We start from the raw sequence: 21431 nt of genomic DNA, 5'->3' as shown, positions 1-21431 counted from the left end.
CCATTATCGGCCCGTCAGATCGGAAACCCGACGCCGGTGGCTCTTCGGAGACGGTGCAGGGCCGGCGTTGCGGGTCCGCGTCATGGGCCTGGGGGCTGGACTGGACGACCTTCGAGTGAACAGCAGGTTGGCCAACTTGGACTGCCCGTAGGCGGCGATCCGGTCGCAACGGCGTTCCCGGTGCAGATCGTCGAAGTGGATCGTGGCGCGAATCCGGTGGCCCACGCTGCTGACGGTCACCCCCCGCGACCCGCGCACTGGCAGCAGGTGGTCGAGGAGCGGTCCGGTCAGCGCGAAATGGCCGGGTGAGCAGACGCAGAATCGCACGATTTCGCCCGGCGAAATGCGATTCTGTGTCTGTTCGCCCGGCTTGCCAGTTCACCGGCAAGACGGCGATTACTCGATCCAGTAGTTGTCGTGGCGGATGAACCACTCGCGGCGTTCGTCGTCGGTCATATCGGCCAATGCGGTGAAACCTTCGAAATAGGCCTCGCGCGGTGCGCCGGGAGCGAACAACATCAGGGTCGATGCCGGCTCGTCAGCCTCGTTGCGGAAACCGTGGATCCCGCCGGGTGGGACATAGAGGAAGTCGCCCGGACGCCCGTCGGCCCACTCGTTGCCGTCGTAGAGCTTCATCGTCCCGGAAAGCACGAAGAACGCCTCGGACATTGCGCGGTGGAAATGCGGCCCAGGTCCACCTGCAGCCGGCGCGATGTCGACGCGGTAGAGCCCGTAGTCGCCGGTGGTGGCTTGCTGATTGGCCAGGTAGTGGTACTTGACTCCGGCAACCTCGTAGTCGGGTGCCTCGTCGGCCCGCTTGAGCCAGGCGCTGACTTCGGGTTCGGCCTCGGTGTAGCGGGGTTTCGGGTAAGGCGGCACGACGAGCGACATATCCCTAGCTTGCCCGCTGACTCGCCGAGCGTAACGGCACGGCGAAAATCCGCGCGGAAAATCACCGTGCCGTTGCATTCGCGGCGGTGTATTGGTGACGGACTGGGCGTCCTTGCACTCGGCATAGGCGAGTGCTAAGAATGACGTTGGCACTCGCGACGGGTGAGTGCTAGGTCGGGACGGTGAGGCCGGGCCGTTGTCGCAGCGACGACGACCTGAGCCGTCCGTCGCGGGCACTGCGCCCGGCCAGCGTAAGTAACGGGGTTGTCGCCACCCGGTGGCCCCAGTTTCATTCCCAATCCGGAGGAAGCACTTCGCAATGGCCAAGACAATTGCGTACGACGAAGAGGCCCGTCGCGGCCTCGAGCGGGGCCTGAATGCCCTCGCCGACGCGGTAAAGGTGACGTTGGGCCCCAAGGGTCGCAACGTCGTCCTCGAGAAGAAGTGGGGTGCCCCCACGATCACCAACGATGGTGTGTCCATCGCCAAGGAGATCGAGCTGGAGGACCCATACGAGAAGATCGGCGCCGAGCTGGTCAAGGAGGTCGCCAAGAAGACCGACGACGTCGCCGGCGACGGCACGACGACGGCCACCGTGCTGGCCCAGGCGCTGGTCAAAGAGGGCCTGCGCAACGTCGCGGCCGGCGCCAACCCGCTGGGCCTCAAGCGTGGCATCGAGAAGGCCGTCGAGAAGATCACCGAGACGCTGCTCAAGGGCGCCAAGGAGGTCGAGACCAAGGAACAGATCGCTGCGACCGCGGCCATCTCGGCCGGTGACCAGTCGATCGGCGATCTGATCGCCGAGGCGATGGACAAGGTCGGCAACGAGGGCGTCATCACCGTCGAGGAGTCCAACACTTTCGGCCTGCAGCTCGAGCTCACCGAGGGTATGCGCTTCGACAAGGGCTACATCTCCGGCTACTTCGTCACCGACCCGGAGCGGCAGGAGGCGGTACTGGAGGATCCCTACATCCTGCTGGTCAGCTCCAAGGTGTCCACCGTCAAGGACCTGCTGCCGCTGCTGGAGAAGGTGATCCAGGCCGGCAAGCCGCTATTGATCATCGCCGAGGACGTCGAGGGTGAGGCATTGAGCACCCTGGTGGTCAACAAGATCCGCGGCACCTTCAAGTCGGTGGCGGTCAAGGCTCCCGGCTTCGGTGACCGGCGCAAGGCGATGCTGCAGGACATGGCCATCCTCACCGGCGGCCAGGTCATCAGCGAAGAGGTCGGCCTGACGCTGGAAAACGCCGACCTGTCGCTGCTGGGTAAGGCCCGCAAGGTCGTGGTCACCAAGGACGAGACCACCATCGTCGAGGGCGCCGGTGACACCGACGCGATCGCCGGCCGAGTGGCCCAGATCCGCCAGGAGATCGAGAACAGCGACTCCGACTACGACCGCGAGAAGCTGCAGGAGCGGCTGGCCAAGCTGGCCGGCGGCGTTGCGGTGATCAAGGCCGGCGCCGCCACCGAGGTCGAGCTCAAGGAGCGCAAGCACCGCATCGAGGACGCGGTCCGCAACGCCAAAGCGGCCGTCGAGGAGGGCATCGTCGCCGGTGGCGGCGTGACCCTGCTGCAGGCGGCCCCGGCCCTGGACGAGCTGAAGCTCACCGGCGACGAGGCGACCGGCGCCAACATCGTCAAGGTGGCGCTGGAGGCTCCGCTGAAGCAGATCGCCTTCAACTCCGGCCTGGAGCCGGGCGTGGTGGCCGAGAAGGTGCGCAACCTACCGGCGGGCCACGGTCTGAACGCGGCCACCGGCGAGTATGAGGACCTGCTGAAGGCCGGCGTCGCCGACCCGGTCAAGGTGACCCGTTCGGCGTTGCAGAACGCGGCGTCCATCGCGGGGTTGTTCCTGACCACCGAGGCCGTCGTCGCCGACAAGCCGGAAAAGGAGAAGGCCGCGATGCCCGGTGGCGGCGACATGGGTGGCATGGACTTCTAGTCCGACGACGATGCGGGCCGCGCAGTGGCCCGAGGAGGAGTCGGACAATCGGCAGAAGTCCGCACCACGAAGAAGCCCGGTCCCCCGAAAAGGCTTGTGGGGCCGGGCTTCTTCGTTTAGGCCGGTTCGGAGAACACGACGCAGTCGTGCAGGCAGCCTTTGGCCGCCGTGGGGGAGTCGGCGTCGCGGTGCAGTAGCGCACGGGTGGGCACGACCCGCAGCCGGGCGGTCTCGGCGCCGGAATCAGTGACCACGGCGCTGCCATCAACGATCAGCGAGTAGCCGCCGGGTTTGGACGGCGGCCACAGCAAGGTGACGTCGCTGCGGTGGGCCAGATTTTTGCGGGTGCGCCCGCCGATGAGCCCGACGTCGAGGAGGGCTCCGCGCAGCACCGGTTCGACCGTCACGGTGTGGATGCGATAGCCCTCATCGACGGTGATCAGGTAGGCGAACGGGAAGTCGGGTAGAGCGCCCGCGAGTCGTTCGAGGTCAACCTTCTTCGCGTGCTTGTCGCTCATGGTTTCGAGGATAGGCCGCGCTACTCGGACGGAATCGGCTGCCTGATGCCCGGGTCGGCGTCAGCGGACTGGCGGTCGCCCGTCAGGTAGAAGTTCGATTTGGGGATGCCCGAGCCAGGGGCACCCGAGCTGGCGATGCCTGGCTCACGAGCGGCCGTGCCGCGCGGGCCTGAGTCGCTGCCGCCGGAGTTGTAGAAGCCCGTGTAGCCGCTGCCGACGTTTCGCAGGCCGGCGTTGGCGGCGTTGCTCGCATTAGCGACACCGCTGCCCGGGTCCAAGCTGCCGGTGGGGGTGGCGACGGGCGTGCCGGCCGCGTTCGGGGTGACGGCGCTCGAGCCCGCGATGGCTGGGTTGAGGCCACCCGTATGGGCGAGGGCCGAGTTGAGGATGCCGGAGCTCATCGTTGCGGTGCCCAGGCCGCCCGTGGCGTAGCCGGCGGAGCTGAGCAAGGCCGCCTGTGAGCTGGCCTGGGTCGCCCCGATGGCGTCTGGCGTCCCCGAGTGCCCGAAGCCGGCGTTCATGCTCCCGGCATTGGCGAAGCCCGCATTGACGGCGCCCGAGTTCCCCAGACCGGTGTTGAGAGACCCCGAGTTGCCGAGGCCCAGGTTTCCGCTGCCGGAGTTGAAGAAGCCGACGTTTCCGGTGCCCGAGTTCCCGAAGCCCAGGTTTCCGCTGCCCGAGTTGAAGCCGCCGAAGCCGATCTGGTGGTCACCGGTCAGACCGAAACCGATGTTGCCGGTGCCCGTGTTGCCGAAGCCGATGTTTCCACTGCCGGTGTTGCCGCTGCCCAGGTTGCTATCGCCGCTGTTCCCGAGGCCTAGGTTTCCGCCGCCGGAATTGCCGAAGCCCAGGCTGATTTGGCCGTTGCTTTCGATCTGGATGCCCAGGCTCTGCAGGACCTTCTGCCAAGGCGCCAGCTGTGCGGCCGCCGCCGAAGCGTCGACGTGGTAAGCCGCCATCGCCGCGACGTCCAATGCCCACATCTGTTCGTATGCGGCCTCGATGTCCATGATCGCCGGGGTGTTGAACCCCAACCAATTCGTGTTCGCCAAGACTTGCATCAGGCCGCGATTGGCCGCCACTACCGCGGGTTGCACCGTGGCGGCCAGGGCTGCCTCGAACGCGGCCGCGGTGGCCATCGCCTGCCCCGCCGCGAGTTCCGCTTGCGCGGCCGCGGCACTGAGCCACCCCAAGTATTGAGTCGCCACAGCCATCATCGCTGCCGACGACGCACCCATCCACGCGCCACTGGCCAGGTCGGAGGTGACCGATCCAAACGCCGCCGCAGCTGACGCCAGGTCCGCGGCCAGCCCGTCCCAGGCCGCGGCCGCGGCAAGCAGCGGCCCCGCTCCGGGGCCGGCGTACATGAGTGCCGAATTAATCTCTGGCGGCAACCACGCAAAATGCGGGTTTGTCACTAATCAAACTTAACCGGCTGAGGCCGTCGCCGTGGCCATATCGGCCGAGCGCGTGCGATCTGGCTACCAGGTTGTCTCAGCCGGCGGGGCGAACCGACGCCCGCGGACCAACTTGCCCGGGCGGGCGCTGGTCGGCACCCCGTTTTCGGCGATGATGTGACCGGAAACCACGGTCGCGACGTAGCCGTCGGCGGCCTGGTCGAGCCGGCGCCCTCCGGCGGGCAGGTCGTAGGTGATGACCGGCTTGTGCAGCCGCAACGCGGCGTGGTCGATGACGTTGAGGTCGGCCTTGTAGCCGACGGCGATGCGCCCGCGGTCGCCCAGCCCGGCGACACGAGCCGGCACGGAGGTCAGCTCGCGCACGGCTTCGGCCACCGAGAACCGCCCCGACGCCCGATCGCGCGACCAATGCGCCAGCATGAACGTGGGGTAGCTGGCGTCGCAGATCATGCCGTAGTGCGCCCCGCCGTCACCGAGGCCGAGCACCACGTCCTCGCGGTGCAGCAGCTCGCCGACCGTGTCCAGCGAATTGTTGTGCAGATTGCTGGTCGCGACCAGCAGCATGGCGTGGCCGTCGTCGTCAAGCAGTCGGTCGTAGGCCTCCTCCATCGGGTTCACCCCGCGAGCGCGGGCCCGGGCCCCGATGCTGTCCGACGGGTCGGGCTCGTAGTTGGGGTTGTCGCCCAGCGGGAAGATCCAATCCCACGCCTGAGCCACATAAAGGATCGGATGACCGACGCCGGGCTTGTCCGCCAGGATGCGGGCGCGGACCCCGGGCTTGCGCATCTCGGCGACCCGCTCGGCCAGCGGCAGGTGCGCGATCTCGCGGTAGCTGGGGTAGAGCACGAACGGGTTGGCGGACAGTTGCAGCCCGATGATCAACCCGATCGGGCGCGGCAGCAACTGCGCGGTAAAGTGTGCGCCACCGGCCCCCGCATTTTTGTTCGCCTTTTCGATCATGGTGATGGCGTCCGGCCAGGTCGGGTCGCCGGCGTTGGCGACAACGAGCGTGAAGGTGACCGGCAGCCCGACCTCCTCGGCAACGTCGAACACCGTCTGCAGCACCGGCTGGTAGCCGCCGGCCGGGATGTCGGGCACGAACTGCAGCAGACCGCCGCCGCCGTCGACGACGCCCCTGGCGATCTCCTGGATCTCCTCCCGGGCGGCGTCGTAGCTCGGGATCGGTGCACCGCTCTCGGTCTTGTGGATCATCAGCCGCGACGACGCGAAGCCCAGCGCGCCGACCTCCATCGCCTCCTTGGCCAACGCCCGCATCTTGGCGAGGTCGTCGGGGGTGGCCGGTTCGCGGTCGGCGCCGCGCTGCCCCATCACGTAGACCCGCAGCGGGGAGTGCGGGAGATAGGCGGCGACATCGATGTCCCGCTGTCGCGACTCCACTGCATCCAGGTACTCCGGGAAGGTTTCCCAGGTCCACGGCAGGCCGTCGGTCATGACGACGCCCGGGATGTCCTCCACCCCGGCCATGACGTCGACCAGCACGTCATGGTCCTCTCGGCGGCACGGCGCAAAGCCGACCCCGCAGTTGCCCATCACCACCGTGGTCACCCCGTGCGCCGACGACGGCGTCAGCCGATCCGACCAGATCGCCTGGCCGTCGTAATGGGTGTGCAGGTCGACGAAGCCCGGGGTGACCAGCAGCCCGGTCGCGTCGATCTCGCATCGTGCCGTGGCGCCATCGATGGCACCCACCGCTTTGATGATCCCGTCTTGCACCGCGACGTCGCCAACATACGGTTCACCTCCCAGTCCGTCGACGATGGTGCCCTTGCGGATGAGGAGGTCGTAGGTCATCTAAATAATCTACGACCGTGTCGGCGGGGGGCGCACTCCCGTAATGTCGCCGGTATGGCCAGCATCGACGCCGCCGCGGCCGCACAGGAGTTGCTGCGCGACGCGTTCACCCGGTTGATCGAACACGCCGACGATCTCACCGACGGCCTGACCGACGAGCTGGCCGGTTACCGGCCGGCACCGGGTGCCAACAGCATCGCCTGGTTGCTTTGGCACAGCGCCCGGGTGCAGGACCTGCAGGTTGCCCATATCGCTGGCGTCGAAGAGGTGTGGACCCGCGACGGCTGGGTGGACCGCTTCGGGCTGGACCTGCCGCGGCACGACACCGGATACGGGCACAGCGCCGACGACGTCGCGAAGGTGCGGGCGCCCGCCGGTTTGTTGTCGGGCTACTACCACGCCGTGCACAAGCTCACCCTCGAGTACATCGCCGGCGTCACGGCGGACGAGTTGGCCCGGGTCGTGGATACCAGCTGGGATCCACCGGTGACCGCCAGCGCGCGATTGGTGAGCATCATCGACGACTGCGCCCAACACCTCGGCCAGGCCGCCTACGTGCGCGGGATCGCGCAGTAGATTTCTGGGCGTGCGATTCGCGGTGACCCTGTTGTTGTGGCTGGCCACCACGGCCGCCCTGGTGGTGGCGGTCCCGGCGGCCTGGGCGCAGCACAACCTCGTCGATGAGGACGGCTACGCCGCGATGGCACAGCAGGCGGCGCGCGATCCGGCCCTGCAGTCCGCCGCGGCGGCCGAGCTCACCACTCGCGCGACGGCACTCATCGCCGAGCACGGCAGCCGCTACCCCGTCGACAGCTCACGTGTGCACGATGCCGCCGCGGCTTTCACGGCCAGCCCGTCGTTTCCGCCGCTGTTCGCTGCGGCGAACCGGGCGGCGCACGGCTGGTTGTTCTCCGACCCGCGGTCCGGCACCGGGGACGCCTGGGTGGTCGACCTGGCCCCGATGCTCAACGACAGCTCGTTGCAGCGGATGTTGAGCGATTACGGCGTGAGCGTGCCCGCGAAGCTGACGGTTCCGCTCACGGTTTCGGTGCCGTCAAGGGCCGAGGCCCTGCACCAGGGCCAGCTGAGGCGGCTGGCCGCGTGGGGGCCCTGGGCGACCGCTGGCCTGCTGGCCCTCACTGGCGGCTGCGGGCTGCTGACGCTGGTCGCCGCGCGGCGCCGGGGCAAGGCGCTGAGCAGCCTCGGCGTCTCGGCGTTGCTGGTCGGCGCGGGTGGCTGGGCGGCCATCGAGGTCGGCGGTCGATACGTCAACGACGCGCTCAATCGCACCACCGGAGACATCCGCCGGATCGCCGACGTGATGGTCAGTCACGCCGAGGGCAGCTTGCACCGATGGCTCAACCTGACGCTGCTCGCCGGCGTCACCCTGGTGGTGGTGGGCGTGTTGGTCGCGATGTTGGGAACGTTGTTCAAGCGGGGTTAGCTCAGCGGCAGCTCGGCCAATATGGGGGTGGTCGGCTGTGGCGATCCTTTGCCGGGTTCGACGGTGAACGCCAGCGCCGTAGCGGCGCCGAGGTTGTCCAGCGTGGCCTTCGTCGAGGGCGACACGGCCGCGGTGCCCATGGTCCCGGCCGAGGTCGGGCCTTGGGCGCCCAGCAGCCACATCTGATACACCGTGCCCGGCGACGGCGGCGGCACATTGTTCATCACCAACACCCCGGCGTTGCGGTCGCGGGAAAACATGACCGTGGCCGTCCCGTTGGCCAGCGGGCGAGAGACCGTCCGCACGTCCGGCGCCGCAAGGACTTGCTCGGCGACCGTCGGTGTCGCGGACGGTCGCGTCAGCACGCCGACGCCGAACGCCGCGAGCCCGATCGCGACCGCCGCTGCGGAAGCCAAAATGGCTGTGCGCCAACGTGACTGGCTCTTGGCAGGTGGTGCTACAGGTTCGGCCACGGCCAGAATGGCCGCACGCAGACGCGTCGGTGGTTCCGCGGCCGTCGCAGCCGACACGACGGCCATGGTCTCGCGCACGGCGCGCACCTCGTCGCTGAAGGCCGCCGCGATCGCCGACGGCGCGCCGGCAACCCGGCGGTCTATCTCGGCCCGTTCGTCGTCGGACACCGCGTGCAGGGCATACGGGGTGGCCAGCTCGAGCAGTTCGAAGTCGGTCGGCTCAGTCATGAGCGCCGTCCCCGGCAAGCGGGAGGTGCCCCCACTGCATCGTCGCCGGCGCGGTCACGGCGCGTCCAGACAGTTACGCAGGCCGCGCAGCGCATCGCGGATGCGCGACTTGATCGTCGACAGGTTGGCCGCCAGCCGCCGCGACACCTCGGCGTACGTCAGCCCTCCGTAGTAGGCGAGCTCGATGCACTGCCGTTGCGCGTCGGTCAACCCGTCCAGGCACTCGGCGACCCGTCGACGCTCGTCGGTGGCGATCGCCGAGTCGGCGACGACATCGGATGCCGTGACGACGTTGGCCACGCCAAAGCGTGATTCCCGCCGGCTGCCGGCCTGCTCGGTACGCACCCGGTCGATGGCGCGCCGGTGCGCCATGGTCAGCAGCCAGGCCAGGGCGGAACCCTTGGCGGAGTCGTACTCGGACGCCGTCCGCCACACCTCGAGGTAGACCTCCTGGGTGGTTTCTTCGCTGTAGCCGGCGTCACGCAGCACCCGTATCACCAATCCGTACACTCGGTTCTTGGTGTGGTCGTAGAACGCGGCGAACGCGTCGGCGTCGCCGCGCGCGATCCGGCGCAGCAAGGCGTCCAAGTCGCTGCTCAGCCGTGGCGGTCCGGTCATCGATCGGTAGCCTAACGCCGCCCGGGGCAAAGGTCGGCATGCTGGTTGTCATCGGCGTGCCCATCTTGGCGGCCGGGGGATGAAATATGCTGTCCGCCGCTGGTATTCGGCGAAGCCGGGACGGCCCTTCATGTACTTCTCGGTCAGCCGGGCCCCGCTGACGTCCACCAGGAAGTAGGTCATCAGCAGCGGCGAGGCCACCGTGAGCAGCGGTACCCAGCCGTTGATGGTGATCAGCCACAAGCCCCACCAGACGCAGGCGTCGCCGAAGTAGTTGGGGTGGCGCGTCCACGCCCACAGGCCGCGGTCCATGATGGCGCCGCGATTGGCCGGGTCGGTTTTGAATGCCCGCAGCTGGTGATCGCCGACCGCTTCGAAGGTGACACCCACCAGCCACCCGACCACGCCGAGCGCCGTGATAACCAGGAAAGGCTTGGGCGTCGGCCCGGTCACCGCCGACAGCTGCAACGGGAATGAGACGAACAGCGTCATGAAACCCTGCAGCAGAAAGACCTTGCGAACCACCTGGCCCACCGAGGCGCCCCGGAGCAGGTCGGCGTAGCGCGGATCCTCACCCTTACCGGCGGACTTGCGGCACATGTGCCAGCTCAGCCGCAGGCCCCAGATCGCTACCAGCGCCACCAGCAGCCACCGCCGGACCGGATCGCCACGACCGAATGTCGCGGCCACGACCGCGACGGCCACGAAGCCCAGGCCCCAAGCCACGTCGACGACGTTGTAGCGCCCCAGCCGCCTGCCGATCAGGAACGCGACCGAATGCACCGCGGCCAGGGCCAGAGCCGAAATGCCTGATACCACAAGAATGTTCATCGCAAGCCTCTCGCGAAGGTCCACTGGTAGACGTCGAGATAGCCCGACCGGAACCCCGCCTCCGAATACGCCAGGTACAGCTCCCACATCCGCCGGAACACCTCGTCGAAGCCCAAGCGCGCCAACGCCTCTCCGCGTTCCGTGAACCGTTCCCGCCACAGCCGCAGGGTCTCGGCGTAATGCGGACGCAGCGACGTCATGTCGACCGTGCGCAAACCGGCGTGGCGCTCGGCGATCCTGGCGATCGCCTGGGTGGACGGTAGCAGTCCGCCGGGGAAAATGTACTTCTGGATCCAGGTGTGGGTGTTGCGGGTCGCCAGCATCCGGTCGTGTGGCATGGTGATCGCCTGGATCGCCACCCGGCCGCCCGGCCGCACCAGCCGCTCCAGGGCGGCAAAATAACGCGGCCACGAGCGGTATCCCACCGCCTCGATCATCTCGACCGACACTATCGCGTCGTAGGCGGCATTCGCCGCGTCGACGTCGCGGTAATCGCACAGGTCGATTTGAACCCGGCCGGACAGGCCGGCGTCCGCGACGCGCTGCCGCGCCAGCCGCTGCTGCTCGATCGATAGCGTCACCGAGCGGACGTGAGCGCCGCGTGCGGCCGCCCGGATGCACAGCTCGCCCCATCCCGTGCCGATTTCCAGGACGCGGCTGCCGCGCCGAACTCCGGCCATGTCGAGCAGCCGATCGATCTTGCGCTGTTGAGCGTTGGCAAGGTCGTCCCAGGATGCGGGTAGCTGAGCAAACAACGCCGAGGAGTACGTCATGGTCTCGTCGAGGAACTCGGCGAACAGATCGTTGGACAGGTCGTAGTGCTGGGCGATGTTGCGCCGCGCCCGTTCTCGGCTGGTGTCGCGCGCGCGTGGTTGGGCGGACAGCGCGATCGGCCGCAGCCACTGCAGCCAGCGCGGCACGAGGTCGGTCACCGACTCGGCGAGCACCGTCAGCGCCTCGGTGAGGTTCGGCGATGACCATTCGCCGGCCATGTAGGACTCGCCGAACCCGATCAGGCCGTAGCGCCCGATCCGCCGGGTGAGTGCGTCCGGCCGGTGGATCACCAGGGCCGGCGACATGGGGTCGGCGGCGCCGATCACCGTTGCGGGGTAGACCAGTCGCAGCGGCAGGCGAGCGGCCGCGCGCCGCAGCAGCCGGGCGGCGATCGCCCCCGATGCGGCGGCCAGCGGGCCCGACGGCACCATCGCAACCGCGGGCCAACGCTGCGAATCGATTGTCGCCGGGCGTGTTCCGACAACTTCGGCGGTCATCGCGGCACTACTGGGACTCGACGTAACCACAATGTGATCCCCTGTATCCGGATGCGTGCGGCGACCATCAGTGGCGCCAGTGGCGAAATGAGTTGCATGATCGCGACCTGTCGCGTCGTTGCCGGTCGCCGCTCGCCACGCAGGGTGGCGGTGAAATCCGGGAATTTCGGGAACGCCGGCCGGCGCTCGCGGTGCAGCGACACGGTGACGTCGACCTCACGGTCGGGACGCGGCGCGTGCACCAGGTAGTAGCCGTCGACCCGGTTGAACGGCGAGACGTAGAACTCCTTGGCCGTCACGACGGGCAGGTCCGCTGGCGGTAACAGGTAGGCGTGCCGTTCGCCGTAGGTGTTGTGCACCTCGGCGACCACGTGCCGCAGCAGGCCGTCGCGGTCGTGGCACCAAAAGATGCTCAACGGGTTGAAGACATAGCCGAAGACGCGCGCCTGCAGCAGCGCGGTGACACGCCCGTCGGGGAGGGCCATGTCGTTGTCGGCGAAGAAGGCGTCCAGCCGCTCGCGCAGCGAGCCGTGCCCTGATGACGAGTGATGCCCCGACGCCGGGTCAACGAAGTGGTCGTCGGCACGGAATCGCGCGAAGGGTCGCAGCCACCACGGCAATCGGGGTAGGTCGTCGACGTCGACATACCAGCTGTAGCTTCGGTATTCGAACGAGTGGCGCACCGGGGTCCGTCGCGAGTGGGTGATGGTGGTGCGGTAGATCGCCGGGGTCGGCGCGTGAGTCAGCACAGGACGGCCTCCTCGCGCCGCGTTGCCGCGGGCCAGTCGGCGCCGAGCCGACGGGCCGCGCGTAACCCCGAGGCGGCGCCGTCCTCGTGGAATCCCCAGCCGTGGTAGGCGCCGGCGAAAACCACCCGATCATCATCGAGTGTCGGCAACAAGCGTTGCGCGGCAACCGATTCGGGCGTGTAAAGCGGATGGCTATAGGTCATCTCGGCGATCACCGACTCCGGGTCGACGCGGTTATCGACCCCGAGGGTCACCAGAAACCGGGGGCGCGCGTCGATGCGCATTAGCCGACTGATGTCGTAACTGACCACTACATGGTCGTTCCCGGGTGTCACCAGGTAGTTCCAGGATGCCCTTGCCCTGCGGTGTCGGGGCAGCACCGATTCGTCGGTGTGCAGCCGGGCGAGGTTGGTGGAGTATGGAATCGCCCCCAGGACGGCGCGCTCCCATGGGGTCGGCTCGTCGAGCAGCAGCAGCGCCTGGTCGGGGTGGACGGCGACGACGGCGGCATCGAAGAGGCGCGGCGCGTTGTTGCCGGCTTGCACCAGCACCCCGCCGGGAACTCGGCACAGCGAGCGCACCGGTGTTCGGGTCAACACCTCGTGCAGCCGGGATGCGATGGCCCGCACATAGGTGGCCGAACCTCCCGTCACCGTGCGCCACGTCGGTGAGCCGAAGACCGTCAGCATGCCGTGATGCTCAAGGAAGACGAACAGGTACCGGGCCGGATAGCGCAAGGCGTCCGCTCCCGCACACGACCACACCGCCGCCACCAGCGGCGTGATGAAGTAGTCCACGAAGTACGGCGAGAAACGGTGGCGGTTCAAGAAGTCTTCCAATGTCACCAGGTCGCTATCGGCCCCATCGTGCAGCATTGCCGAGGCGACACGGTGGAACCGCAGGATCTCGCCGAGCATCCGCAGGTAGCGGGGCCGCAGCGACTGCCGGCACGCAAACAGCCCGCGAACTCCCCGGGCCCCGGCGTATTCGAGTCCACTGCCGTCGGAGTCGTCGGCTCGCACCGACATCGACATGTCCGACTCCTGGGTGGCCACACCGAGTTCGCGGAACAGCCGGCACAGCGTCGGATAGGTCCGGTCGTTGTGCACCAGAAACGCGGAGTCGACGCCGACGAGCCTGCCGTCACCAACGTCCACGAAGTGGGTGTGTGCGTGGCCGCCGAGCCGGCTGTCGGCCTCGTACAAGGTGACCCGGTCCCGCCCGGACAGGACGTAGGCGGCGGTGAGGCCGGCCACGCCGCTGCCGATGACGGCTACCGAGCGTCCCGAGGGGTGTGATTGCTGCACACCAGCTATTCGGAGCTGCCGGGTGGGCGGACGGCCGGGCCGGCGCCGCCTCCGCCACTAGCTAGTCGCTGTACACCAGGGCACGATCCGGTGTGGGTTGGACCGGCGCGGACGGGATCCGGGCAGGTCGTGAGCGCACCCTCATCGGCCACCAGAACCAGCGGCCCAGCAGCGCGGCGATGGACGGCGTCATGAAGGAGCGCACGATCAACGTGTCGAACAGCAGACCCAGGCCGATGGTGGTGCCCACCTGCCCGATGACCCGTAGATCGCTGACGGCCATCGACGCCATGGTGACGGCGAACACCAGGCCGGCATTGGTCACGACCTTGCCGGTGCCGCCCATCGACCGGATGATGCCGGTGTTCAGCCCGGCGCCTATTTCCTGTTTGAACCGGGAGACCAGGAGCAGGTTGTAGTCGGAACCCACCGCCAAGAGAACGATGACCGACATCGCGAGCACCAGCCAGTGCAGTTGGATCTCAAGAATGTGTTGCCAGAGCAGCACGGACAGGCCAAAGGAAGCGCCGAGTGACAGCGCCACCGTACCCACGATCACCGCGGCCGCAATAAACGCCCGCGTGATGATCAGCATGATGATGAAAATGAGGCAGAGCGAAGAAATTCCCGCGATCAGCAGATCCCATTGGGCGCCTTCAGAGATGTCGTGGAAGACGGCCGCCGTGCCGGCTAGATAGATCTTTGCGTCCTCCAATGGAGTTCCCTTGAGCGATTCCTCTGCCGCCGTGCGTATCGCGTCGATGCTTTTTATGCCCTCGGGCGTTGCGGGATCTCCCCGGTGCAGGATGATGAACCGAGCCGCGTGCCCGTCCGGTGACAGGAACGAGTTCATCGCACGCTGGAAGTCCTTGTTTTTGAAAACCTCGGGCGGAAGGTAGAACGAGTCGTCGTTCTTGGCGGCGTCGAAAGCCTTCCCCATGGCCGTCGCGTTGTCGCTCATCGCGTCCATCTGATCGAAAATCCCGGACATGGTGCTGTGCATGCTCAGCATCAGGATCCGCATGGTCTCCATGGCTTCGATCTGCGGCGGGAGCTGGGCGACCATCTGCGGCATCAGTCGATCCATGTTGCGCAGGTCGCCCAGCAGGAAGCCGATTTGCTCGCTGAGTTTGTCGACGCCGTCCAGCGCATCGAAGATCGATCGGATCGACCAGCAGATGGGGATGTCGAAGCAGTGCTTTTCCCAGTAGAAATAGCTGCGGATCGGGCGCCAGAAATCATCAAAATCCGCGATATGATCACGCAATTCGTCGGTGATTTCCTTCATCTGCTCGGTGTCGCCGACCATCCGGTGAGTAGTGTCGGCCATCTCGGACATCAAGCTGTGCATCCGCTTCAAAATCGCGATCGTCTTGGCCATCTCATCGGCCTGCTTCAGCATGTCGTCCATACGTTTGCGCTGGTAATGCATGGTCTGCAGTTGGCCGGCGTTTTGCATGCTGATCTGGAACGGTATCGACGTGTGATCCATCGTCGTGCCGTCGGGCCTGGTTATTGCCTGTACCCGGGAGATGCCCGGAACACGGAAGACCCCCTTGGCCAGCCTGTCCAAGACCAGAAAGTCCGCCGGATTTCGCATGTCGTGGTCGGACTCGATCATCAAGATCTCCGGCTTCATCCGGGCCTGGGAGAAATGGCGATCCGCGGCCGCATAGCCTTCGTTGGCTGGGATGAATCCCGGCAGATACGCCCGGTCGTTGTAGTTGGTCTTGTATCCGGGCAGCGCGAGCAGGCCGACCAGGGCGATGGCGCACGTGGCGGCGAGGATCGGTAGGGGCCAGCGGACCACCACGGTGCCGACGCGTCGCCAGCCACGAGTCTTGAGCAGCCGCTTGGGGTCGAACAGGCCGAAACGGCTACCGACGTGAAGGACCGCGGGCCCCAGCGTCAACGCCACCGCCACCGCGACCAGCATCCCCACCGCGCAGGGGATACCCAGGGTTTCGAAGTAGGGCATCCGGGCGAACCTGAGGCAGAAAGTGGCCCCGGCGATGGTCAATCCCGAGCCCAGGATGACGTGAGCGGTCCCGCGGTACATGGTGTAGAAGGCCGCTTCCCTGTCCTCGCCGGCTTGGCGCGCTTCTTGGTAGCGCCCGATGATGAAGATCCCGTAGTCCGTACCGGCGGCGATCGCCAGCGAAGTGAGCAGGCTGACCGCGAAGGTGGAAAGCCCGATGGCCCCGGTGTGGCCGAGCACCGCGACGACCCCCCGCGCCGCCGTCAATTCGATCCCGACCGTGAGCAGCAGCAGAATCACGGTGATGAGCGAGCGGTAGACGAGGAGCAACATGAGGAAAATCACGGCGATCGTCACCGCGGTGATCCTGATCATGGATCTGTCGCCGCTGTGGTGCATATCGGCAACGAGCGGCGACGGCCCGGTGACATAGGCCTTGATCCCGGGCGGCGCGGGCGTTTGTTCGACGATTTTGCGGACCGCGTCGACGGACTCGTTGGCCAGCGGCTCGCCCTGGTTACCACCGAGATTCAACTGGACATAGGCGGCCTTGCCGTCGTTGCTTTGCGCGCCCGCGGCCGTGAGTGGATCCCCCCAGAAGTCCTGGATGCTCTGGACGTGTTTGTGATCGGCTCTCAACCGGCGAATCAGGCCGTCGTAGTACCTGTGGGCTTCGTCGCCGAGGGGCTGATCACCCTCGATGACGATCATCGCCACACTGTCGGAGTTCCCCTCCTTGAACGCCCGGCCGATCTCCTTCATCGACGCGAACGACGGCGCTTCCTTGGGGCTCAGCGAGACCGATCGCTCCTGGCCGACTTCTTCCAGCGACGGGACGAACACGCTGACGACCACGCACAGTGCCAGCCAGCCAAGGATGATGGGCACCGCAAAGGCGTGGATCATCCGCGCGATGAACGGCCTTTCGGGCTCGGTGCTGGCGCCGGGGTCGTTCGCGTATCTGGTAGTCACGCCGACTTCACCACGCAAAAGGTGTAGGCGTTGACCTCGTTGGAAATTCTCTCGGCTTTGACGACGCCGTCCACGGTGATCCGGCAGCCAATGCTGTCGCTATCCCCCTGCGCCACGATGTTTCCCATGACCGCCGCCAAGTTTGTCGTGATGTGCAACGACCACGGCAACACCGCTCCATCGATCCGCTGTGGCTCGGAATTGACGTCGAAATAGCTGATATCCGCGACGGTTCCGGGCGGTCCGAAGACTTCGTAAGTCAGCTGCTTGGGGTTGAATGGCTTCGTGCTTTCCAGGTTGCTGTCGGCGTACGACGGGCGCTTCTCGGAGGCGAAGAAGCCACGGACGCGGTACACGGTGAATCCCCCGACGATGACCACCGCCAAGATGACCAACGGAATCCAAATCCGCGACAGCACCCTGAGAATCTCGAGTCCCTTTCATCGGTCGACATTTCTACGGGCGGACGCTACGTCGCCCGCTGGCACGTGTGCAACTGCACATCACGGCGCACGACTATCGCACGTCGATCGCGATGCCCGCGGCGACTCCGCCGTGCGTGAAGACGTTGCGCGAGGCCGAAGCCACTGTGGTTCAGGCCGAGTCGGCAGCGCACCAAGCACAGCCAAGCCTTGCCTAAGTAAATCATGACCGGCTGGAATCGTTAACTCCTTCCCCTCGCGCACTGAAGTGTAACGCATATCACGTGCGTAACGGTAAGGTTTGCCGCTCCCAAATCACGCAATGTGCGTTATCCTCGGCCGGTGGCGCAACTTGCCTTTCGGCGCGCGCGCACCGAGGAAAACAAGCGCCAACGTGCGGCGGCGTTGGTGGAAGCCGCTCGCTCGCTGGCCCTTGAGACCGGTGTCGCGTCGGTGACGTTGACGGCGGTCGCGGGCCGCGCCGGGATTCACTATTCGGCGGTGCGCCGCTACTTCACCTCCCATAAGGAGGTGCTGCTGCATCTCGCCGCCGAGGGTTGGGTGCGGTGGTCGGACACGGTGTCCGCGCAGTTGGCGGAGCCCGGTCCGATGTCGCCGTCGCGGGTGGCGGAGACGTTGGCCAACGGTCTGGCCGCCGATCCGCTGTTTTGCGACCTGCTGGCCAATCTTCACCTCCATCTCGAGCACGAGGTCGACGCCGAGCGGGTTGTCGAGGTCAAACGGACCAGCACGACGGCCGTCCTCGCCCTGACGGGCGCGATCGAGCGGGCGCTGCCGGCGCTCGGGCGTGCGGGCGCCTTCGATATCCTGTTGGCCGCCTACTCCCTGGGGGCGACGCTGTGGCACATTGCCAACCCCCCGGAACGGCTCACCGACGCCTACGAGGAACCGGACGTCCTCCCACCGGAGTGGCAGCTCGACTTTGCTCCCGCGCTCACCCGACTGCTCACGGCTACCTGTATCGGGCTCATCTCGGAATCACCGGATAGGAGGTGACTGGCCGTGGTGCTGGACCGTACATCGCGCCGCGGTAGCGGCGCGCCATCTGCGACATGGACGACTCCGGCCGATGCCGGGCCGAGTCGTGGCGCCAGCGCTCGGATAGGCCCCGCGCCCGGCAAGCGGAAGGTGATTGGGCTGGCGAACTTTTCGGTTGCCAGCGTCCTCAAGCGGGTGTGGATCGTGCTGATCATCGCGATCGTCGTCGCGGTGGCCGGGTTTTGCGTGGCTCGGCTACGCACATTCTTCGGCGTGCATGACAGGGGCCAGATCACCAGCGGCATTTCCGATGACATCAAGCCGTTTAACCCCAAGCATGTGGTCTATGAGGTATTTGGCCCACCCGGGGCGGTAGCCAACATCAACTATCTGGACATCAACGCCCAGCCGCGCCGCGTGGACAATGCGCCGCTGCCCTGGACGCTGTCGGTCACCACGACACTTCCCTCGGTGAGTGTCAACGTGATCGCGCAGGCCGACGCCGACCAGGTCGGCTGCCGGATCATCGTGAATGACGTAGTCAAAGACGAAAGGTCGGCGAGCGGAGTGAAAGCTCAAACCTTCTGCATAGTGAAGTCCGCATGACCGTCAACCCGACCGCACAGCTTCCGACGAGCCCGAAATTCGCGCGGTTTGTGCACACCTTCGCGGTCCCGATCGTCTTGTTCTGGGTGGGACTTGTCGTCGTCCTCACCGTTTTCGTCCCGTCGCTGGACCAAGTCGGAAGAGAACACACGGTGTCGATGAGTCCCAACGATGCGGAGTCGATGCAGGCGATGAAACGCGTCGGCAAGGTGTTCAACGAATTCAGCACCGACAGCGCGATCATGATCGTCCTGGAGGGCGAGAAGCCGCTTGGCGATGACGCCCACCACTTCTACGACGAGCTGATCAGGAAGCTCTCGCGGGACACCAAGCACGTGCAGCACATCCAGGACTTCTGGGGGGATCCGCTCACCGCGGCCGGCTCGCAAAGCTCCGATGGCAAGGCCGCCTACGTCCAGGTGTACCTCGCCGGTAACCAGGGTGAGACGTTGGCCAACGAGTCCGTCAAGTCGGTGCGCCAGATCGTCGACAGCACGCCGCCGCCGCCCGGGGTCAAGGCTTATGTCACCGGCGCGGCGGCGCTGAATGCCGACCAGTCGTCGGCCGGTGAGAAGGGCGTCAAAAGGGTCACCGCGATCACCTTCCTGGTGATCATCGTGATGTTGCTGTTTGTCTACCGCTCCATTGTTACGGTGATTCTCACCCTGCTCATGGTCACACTTGAGCTGATGGCGGCCCGCGGCGTTGTCGCATTTCTGGGCCATAACGACATCATCGGATTATCGACTTTCGCGGTTAATCTGCTGGTGTTGATGGCCATCGCCGCGGGGACGGACTATGCGATCTTTGTCCTTGGCCGATATCAAGAGGCCCGTGGGCTCGGCCAGGACCGGGAAAAAGCGTTCTACACCATGTTCCACGGCACCGCGCACGTGGTAATCGGCTCGGGTCTCACCATTGCCGGTGCGATGTATTGCCTCAGCTTTACCCGGCTGCCCTATTTCCAGACGCTCGGCGTGCCATGCGCGGTGGGAATGCTGGTAGCCGTGGCTGCGGCGATCACGCTGGGTCCGGCCGTGCTGACCATCGGCAGTCATTTCGGGCTGTTCGACCCCAAGCGAACGATGAGGACGCGGGGATGGCGACGGGTGGGCACCGCGATCGTCCGCTGGCCCGGGCCGATTCTGGCGGTGGCGGTTGGCATCGCCTTGGTCGGGCTGCTCGCCCTGCCGGGGTATCGGACCAATTACGACAGCCGCAAATATTTGCCAGCCAGCACGCCGGCGAATATCGGATATGCTGCCGCCGACCGCCACTTTTCCCAAGCCCGGATGAATCCGGAATTGTTATTGATCGAGACCGATCATGATCTACGCAATCCGGCCGGCATGCTGGTATTGGACAGGATTGCCAGGGGCGTTTTTCACATTCCCGGTGTCGCGCGGGTGCAGGCAATAACGAGGCCGTTGGGAACGCCGATCGAGCATACTTCCATACCGTTCCAAATCAGCATGCAAAACACCACGCAGGTGGAGAACCAGCAGTATATGCACCTACGCATGGACGACATGCTCAAACAGGCCGACGCGATGCAGCAGTCGATCGACACCATGCAGCGCATGTACGACATCATGTCCCAAACCGTCGCCGTCACGCACAACATGGACAAACTGACGCAGGAAATGGTGGGTATTACGAACGAACTGCGGGATCACATCGCCGACTTCGATGACTTCTGGCGTCCGATTCGCAGCTACTTCTACTGGGAGAGGCACTGCTTCGACATTCCCATCTGCTGGTCGCTGCGATCCATATTCGATGCACTTGACGGTGTGGACCAGGTCACCGAGAAGCTGACGGAACTCTCCGGCCAATTGGACAAGCTGGATGTTTTGATGCCGCAAATGCTCGCCCAGCTGCCGCCGCAGATCGAGACGATGAAGACGATGAAGACAATGATGCTGTCCATGCACAGCTCGATGTCCTCGCTGTATGACCAGATGGACGTGATGAGTCAAAACTCGACCGCCATGGGTCAGGCATTCGATGCCGCCAAGAACGACGATTCTTTCTATATACCGCCGGAAGTATTCGACAACCCCGATTTCAAGCGGGGCCTGAAGATGTTCGTGTCGCCGGACGGGCACGCCGCTCGCTTCATCATCTCCCACGAGGGCGATCCGGCAACCCCCGAAGGGATTTCGCACGTCGACCCGATCATGAGGGCCGCGAAGGAAGCCATCAAGGGAACCCCGGTGGAGGGCGCCCATATCTGGCTTGGCGGCACCGCCGCGGTGTTTAAGGATATGCGCGACGGTTCCAAATATGACCTCATGATCGCGGGAATAGCCGCTGCCAGCTTGATTCTGATCATCATGCTGGTCATTACCCGAAGCCTGGTTGCCGCGATCACCATTGTGGGCACCGTGCTGCTTTCGCTTGGTGCATCATTCGGTCTTTCCGTGCTGGTCTGGCAGCATATTCTGGGCTTCGAATTGCACTGGATGGTGCTGGCGATGTCCGTCATTCTGCTTCTGGCGGTGGGATCCGACTACAACCTGCTGCTGGTGTCCCGCTTCAAAGAGGAAATCCATGCCGGTTTGAAGACCGGGATCATCCGGTCGATGGCCGGCACCGGCGCCGTGGTGACGAACGCCGGCCTGGTCTTCGCCGCCACCATGGCCTCGTTCATCTTCAGCGACCTGAAAGTCATCGGGCAGGTCGGCACCACGATCGGCCTGGGTCTGTTGTTCGACACGCTGATCGTGCGCTCGTTCATGATGCCGTCCATCGCCGCGCTGATGGGCCGCTGGTTCTGGTGGCCGCAGCAAGTGCGCACCCGCCCCGCCAGTCAGCTACTCCGGCCGTTCGGGCCGCGACCATTAGTGCGGGCCCTGCTGCTGCCCCCGGAGCCTGACCGCAACGGTGAGCCTTCCGGCGGTCAAAGCACCGACCGGTTGCCGACGGCCACACCTCACTACTGATCCAACG

At 65.9% G+C, this 21431-nt stretch carries 18 protein-coding genes and 1 pseudogene; 6 read left to right on the top strand and 13 right to left on the bottom strand.

The window, feature by feature from the left end; all coding sequences use genetic code 11:
* Positions 1 to 114 precede the first annotated feature (114 nt).
* Together G6N24_RS18265 and G6N24_RS18260 are read right to left on the bottom strand one after the other, a co-directional pair.
* Positions 115 to 303 (bottom strand): annotated as a pseudogene (locus G6N24_RS18265) (short-chain dehydrogenase); the annotation flags it as partial.
* A gap of 93 nt (positions 304 to 396) precedes the next feature.
* Positions 397 to 891: a cupin domain-containing protein gene (locus tag G6N24_RS18260; protein ID WP_085157926.1), complete on the bottom strand. Its 495-nt coding sequence runs from the start codon at positions 889 to 891 to the stop codon at positions 397 to 399.
* A gap of 319 nt (positions 892 to 1210) precedes the next feature.
* Here G6N24_RS18260 and groL point away from each other — a divergent pair, with 319 nt between their 5' ends.
* On the top strand, positions 1211 to 2833 hold the full coding sequence (gene groL, locus G6N24_RS18255) for a chaperonin GroEL (RefSeq protein ID WP_085157928.1): 1623 nt from the start codon (positions 1211 to 1213) through the stop codon (positions 2831 to 2833).
* Between the two features lie 116 nt (positions 2834 to 2949).
* Here the strand turns inward: groL and G6N24_RS18250 are convergent, their stop codons facing one another.
* From G6N24_RS18250 to G6N24_RS18240, 3 genes are all read right to left on the bottom strand, one after another.
* Positions 2950 to 3351 (bottom strand): hypothetical protein, encoded by a 402-nt coding sequence (locus tag G6N24_RS18250; RefSeq protein WP_085157930.1) that lies wholly within the window; start codon positions 3349 to 3351, stop codon positions 2950 to 2952.
* A 20-nt stretch (positions 3352 to 3371) separates the two neighbouring features.
* A complete protein-coding gene (locus G6N24_RS18245) occupies positions 3372 to 4769 on the bottom strand; it encodes a PPE family protein (RefSeq protein WP_085157932.1) in 1398 nt (465 codons plus the stop codon).
* 63 nt (positions 4770 to 4832) lie between these two features.
* On the bottom strand, positions 4833 to 6581 hold the full coding sequence (locus G6N24_RS18240) for an N-acyl-D-amino-acid deacylase family protein (RefSeq protein WP_085157934.1): 1749 nt from the start codon (positions 6579 to 6581) through the stop codon (positions 4833 to 4835).
* 54 nt (positions 6582 to 6635) lie between these two features.
* On the opposite strand from G6N24_RS18240, the gene G6N24_RS18235 reads away from it, so the two are divergent.
* On the top strand, positions 6636 to 7157 hold the full coding sequence (locus G6N24_RS18235; protein ID WP_085157936.1) for a mycothiol transferase: 522 nt from the start codon (positions 6636 to 6638) through the stop codon (positions 7155 to 7157).
* A 10-nt stretch (positions 7158 to 7167) separates the two neighbouring features.
* On the top strand, positions 7168 to 8025 hold the full coding sequence (locus G6N24_RS18230) for a hypothetical protein (RefSeq protein ID WP_085157938.1): 858 nt from the start codon (positions 7168 to 7170) through the stop codon (positions 8023 to 8025).
* Here G6N24_RS18230 and G6N24_RS18225 read toward each other — a convergent pair.
* The 8 genes from G6N24_RS18225 to G6N24_RS18190 form a co-directional block, all read right to left on the bottom strand.
* The gene (locus tag G6N24_RS18225) at positions 8022 to 8726 is read right to left on the bottom strand and encodes an anti-sigma factor (RefSeq protein ID WP_085157940.1); all 705 of its coding nucleotides are present in this window, start codon (positions 8724 to 8726) and stop codon (positions 8022 to 8024) included. The genes G6N24_RS18230 and G6N24_RS18225 overlap by 4 nt on opposite strands.
* 54 nt (positions 8727 to 8780) lie before the next feature.
* Positions 8781 to 9344: a sigma-70 family RNA polymerase sigma factor gene (locus G6N24_RS18220; RefSeq protein ID WP_085157942.1), complete on the bottom strand. Its 564-nt coding sequence runs from the start codon at positions 9342 to 9344 to the stop codon at positions 8781 to 8783.
* A gap of 48 nt (positions 9345 to 9392) precedes the next feature.
* Complete coding sequence (locus G6N24_RS18215) at positions 9393 to 10163, bottom strand: DUF1295 domain-containing protein (protein ID WP_139822241.1); 771 nt, start codon at positions 10161 to 10163, stop codon at positions 9393 to 9395.
* Positions 10164 to 10171: 8 nt separating this feature from the next.
* On the bottom strand, positions 10172 to 11446 hold the full coding sequence (locus tag G6N24_RS18210; RefSeq protein WP_085157947.1) for a class I SAM-dependent methyltransferase: 1275 nt from the start codon (positions 11444 to 11446) through the stop codon (positions 10172 to 10174).
* The gene (locus G6N24_RS18205) at positions 11443 to 12195 is read right to left on the bottom strand and encodes a DUF1365 domain-containing protein (protein WP_085157949.1); all 753 of its coding nucleotides are present in this window, start codon (positions 12193 to 12195) and stop codon (positions 11443 to 11445) included. Before G6N24_RS18205 ends, G6N24_RS18210 begins: the two co-directional genes overlap by 4 nt.
* Entirely contained in the window at positions 12189 to 13502 is a 1314-nt protein-coding gene (locus G6N24_RS18200; RefSeq protein ID WP_085157951.1) for an NAD(P)/FAD-dependent oxidoreductase, read from the bottom strand. The genes G6N24_RS18205 and G6N24_RS18200 overlap by 7 nt, the downstream gene beginning before the upstream one ends.
* A 61-nt stretch (positions 13503 to 13563) precedes the next feature.
* A complete protein-coding gene (locus G6N24_RS18195; protein WP_085157953.1) occupies positions 13564 to 16452 on the bottom strand; it encodes an MMPL/RND family transporter in 2889 nt (962 codons plus the stop codon).
* On the bottom strand, positions 16449 to 16871 hold the full coding sequence (locus G6N24_RS18190) for an MmpS family protein (RefSeq protein WP_085157955.1): 423 nt from the start codon (positions 16869 to 16871) through the stop codon (positions 16449 to 16451). The genes G6N24_RS18195 and G6N24_RS18190 overlap by 4 nt, the downstream gene beginning before the upstream one ends.
* Positions 16872 to 17198: 327 nt before the next feature.
* Here G6N24_RS18190 and G6N24_RS18185 point away from each other — a divergent pair, with 327 nt between their 5' ends.
* The 3 genes from G6N24_RS18185 to G6N24_RS18175 all read left to right on the top strand — a co-directional run bounded on the left by G6N24_RS18185 (position 17199) and on the right by G6N24_RS18175 (position 21424).
* A complete protein-coding gene (locus G6N24_RS18185) occupies positions 17199 to 17891 on the top strand; it encodes a TetR/AcrR family transcriptional regulator (RefSeq protein ID WP_085157957.1) in 693 nt (230 codons plus the stop codon).
* Positions 17892 to 18032: 141 nt separating this feature from the next.
* Complete coding sequence (locus G6N24_RS18180; protein ID WP_085158049.1) at positions 18033 to 18479, top strand: MmpS family protein; 447 nt, start codon at positions 18033 to 18035, stop codon at positions 18477 to 18479.
* Entirely contained in the window at positions 18476 to 21424 is a 2949-nt protein-coding gene (locus G6N24_RS18175; protein ID WP_085157959.1) for an MMPL/RND family transporter, read from the top strand. The genes G6N24_RS18180 and G6N24_RS18175 overlap by 4 nt, the downstream gene beginning before the upstream one ends.
* The last annotated feature ends 7 nt before the right edge of the window (positions 21425 to 21431 follow it).

This window comes from Mycobacterium lacus, from assembly GCF_010731535.1.
In the GTDB taxonomy this organism is placed as follows: Bacteria; Actinomycetota; Actinomycetes; order Mycobacteriales; family Mycobacteriaceae; genus Mycobacterium; species Mycobacterium lacus.
Note: the sequence above shows the minus strand (reverse complement) of the source record. Positions and strands in the feature narration are given on the sequence as shown.

Coding starts and splice junctions, on each gene's coding strand:
- G6N24_RS18260 (WP_085157926.1), bottom strand. CDS start 891: ATGTCGCTCGTCGTGCCGCCTTACCCGAAACCCCGCTACACCGAGGCC.
- groL (WP_085157928.1), top strand. CDS start 1,211: ATGGCCAAGACAATTGCGTACGACGAAGAGGCCCGTCGCGGCCTCGAG.
- G6N24_RS18250 (WP_085157930.1), bottom strand. CDS start 3,351: ATGAGCGACAAGCACGCGAAGAAGGTTGACCTCGAACGACTCGCGGGC.
- G6N24_RS18240 (WP_085157934.1), bottom strand. CDS start 6,581: ATGACCTACGACCTCCTCATCCGCAAGGGCACCATCGTCGACGGACTG.
- G6N24_RS18235 (WP_085157936.1), top strand. CDS start 6,636: ATGGCCAGCATCGACGCCGCCGCGGCCGCACAGGAGTTGCTGCGCGAC.
- G6N24_RS18225 (WP_085157940.1), bottom strand. CDS start 8,726: ATGACTGAGCCGACCGACTTCGAACTGCTCGAGCTGGCCACCCCGTAT.
- G6N24_RS18220 (WP_085157942.1), bottom strand. CDS start 9,344: ATGACCGGACCGCCACGGCTGAGCAGCGACTTGGACGCCTTGCTGCGC.
- G6N24_RS18210 (WP_085157947.1), bottom strand. CDS start 11,446: ATGACCGCCGAAGTTGTCGGAACACGCCCGGCGACAATCGATTCGCAG.
- G6N24_RS18175 (WP_085157959.1), top strand. CDS start 18,476: ATGACCGTCAACCCGACCGCACAGCTTCCGACGAGCCCGAAATTCGCG.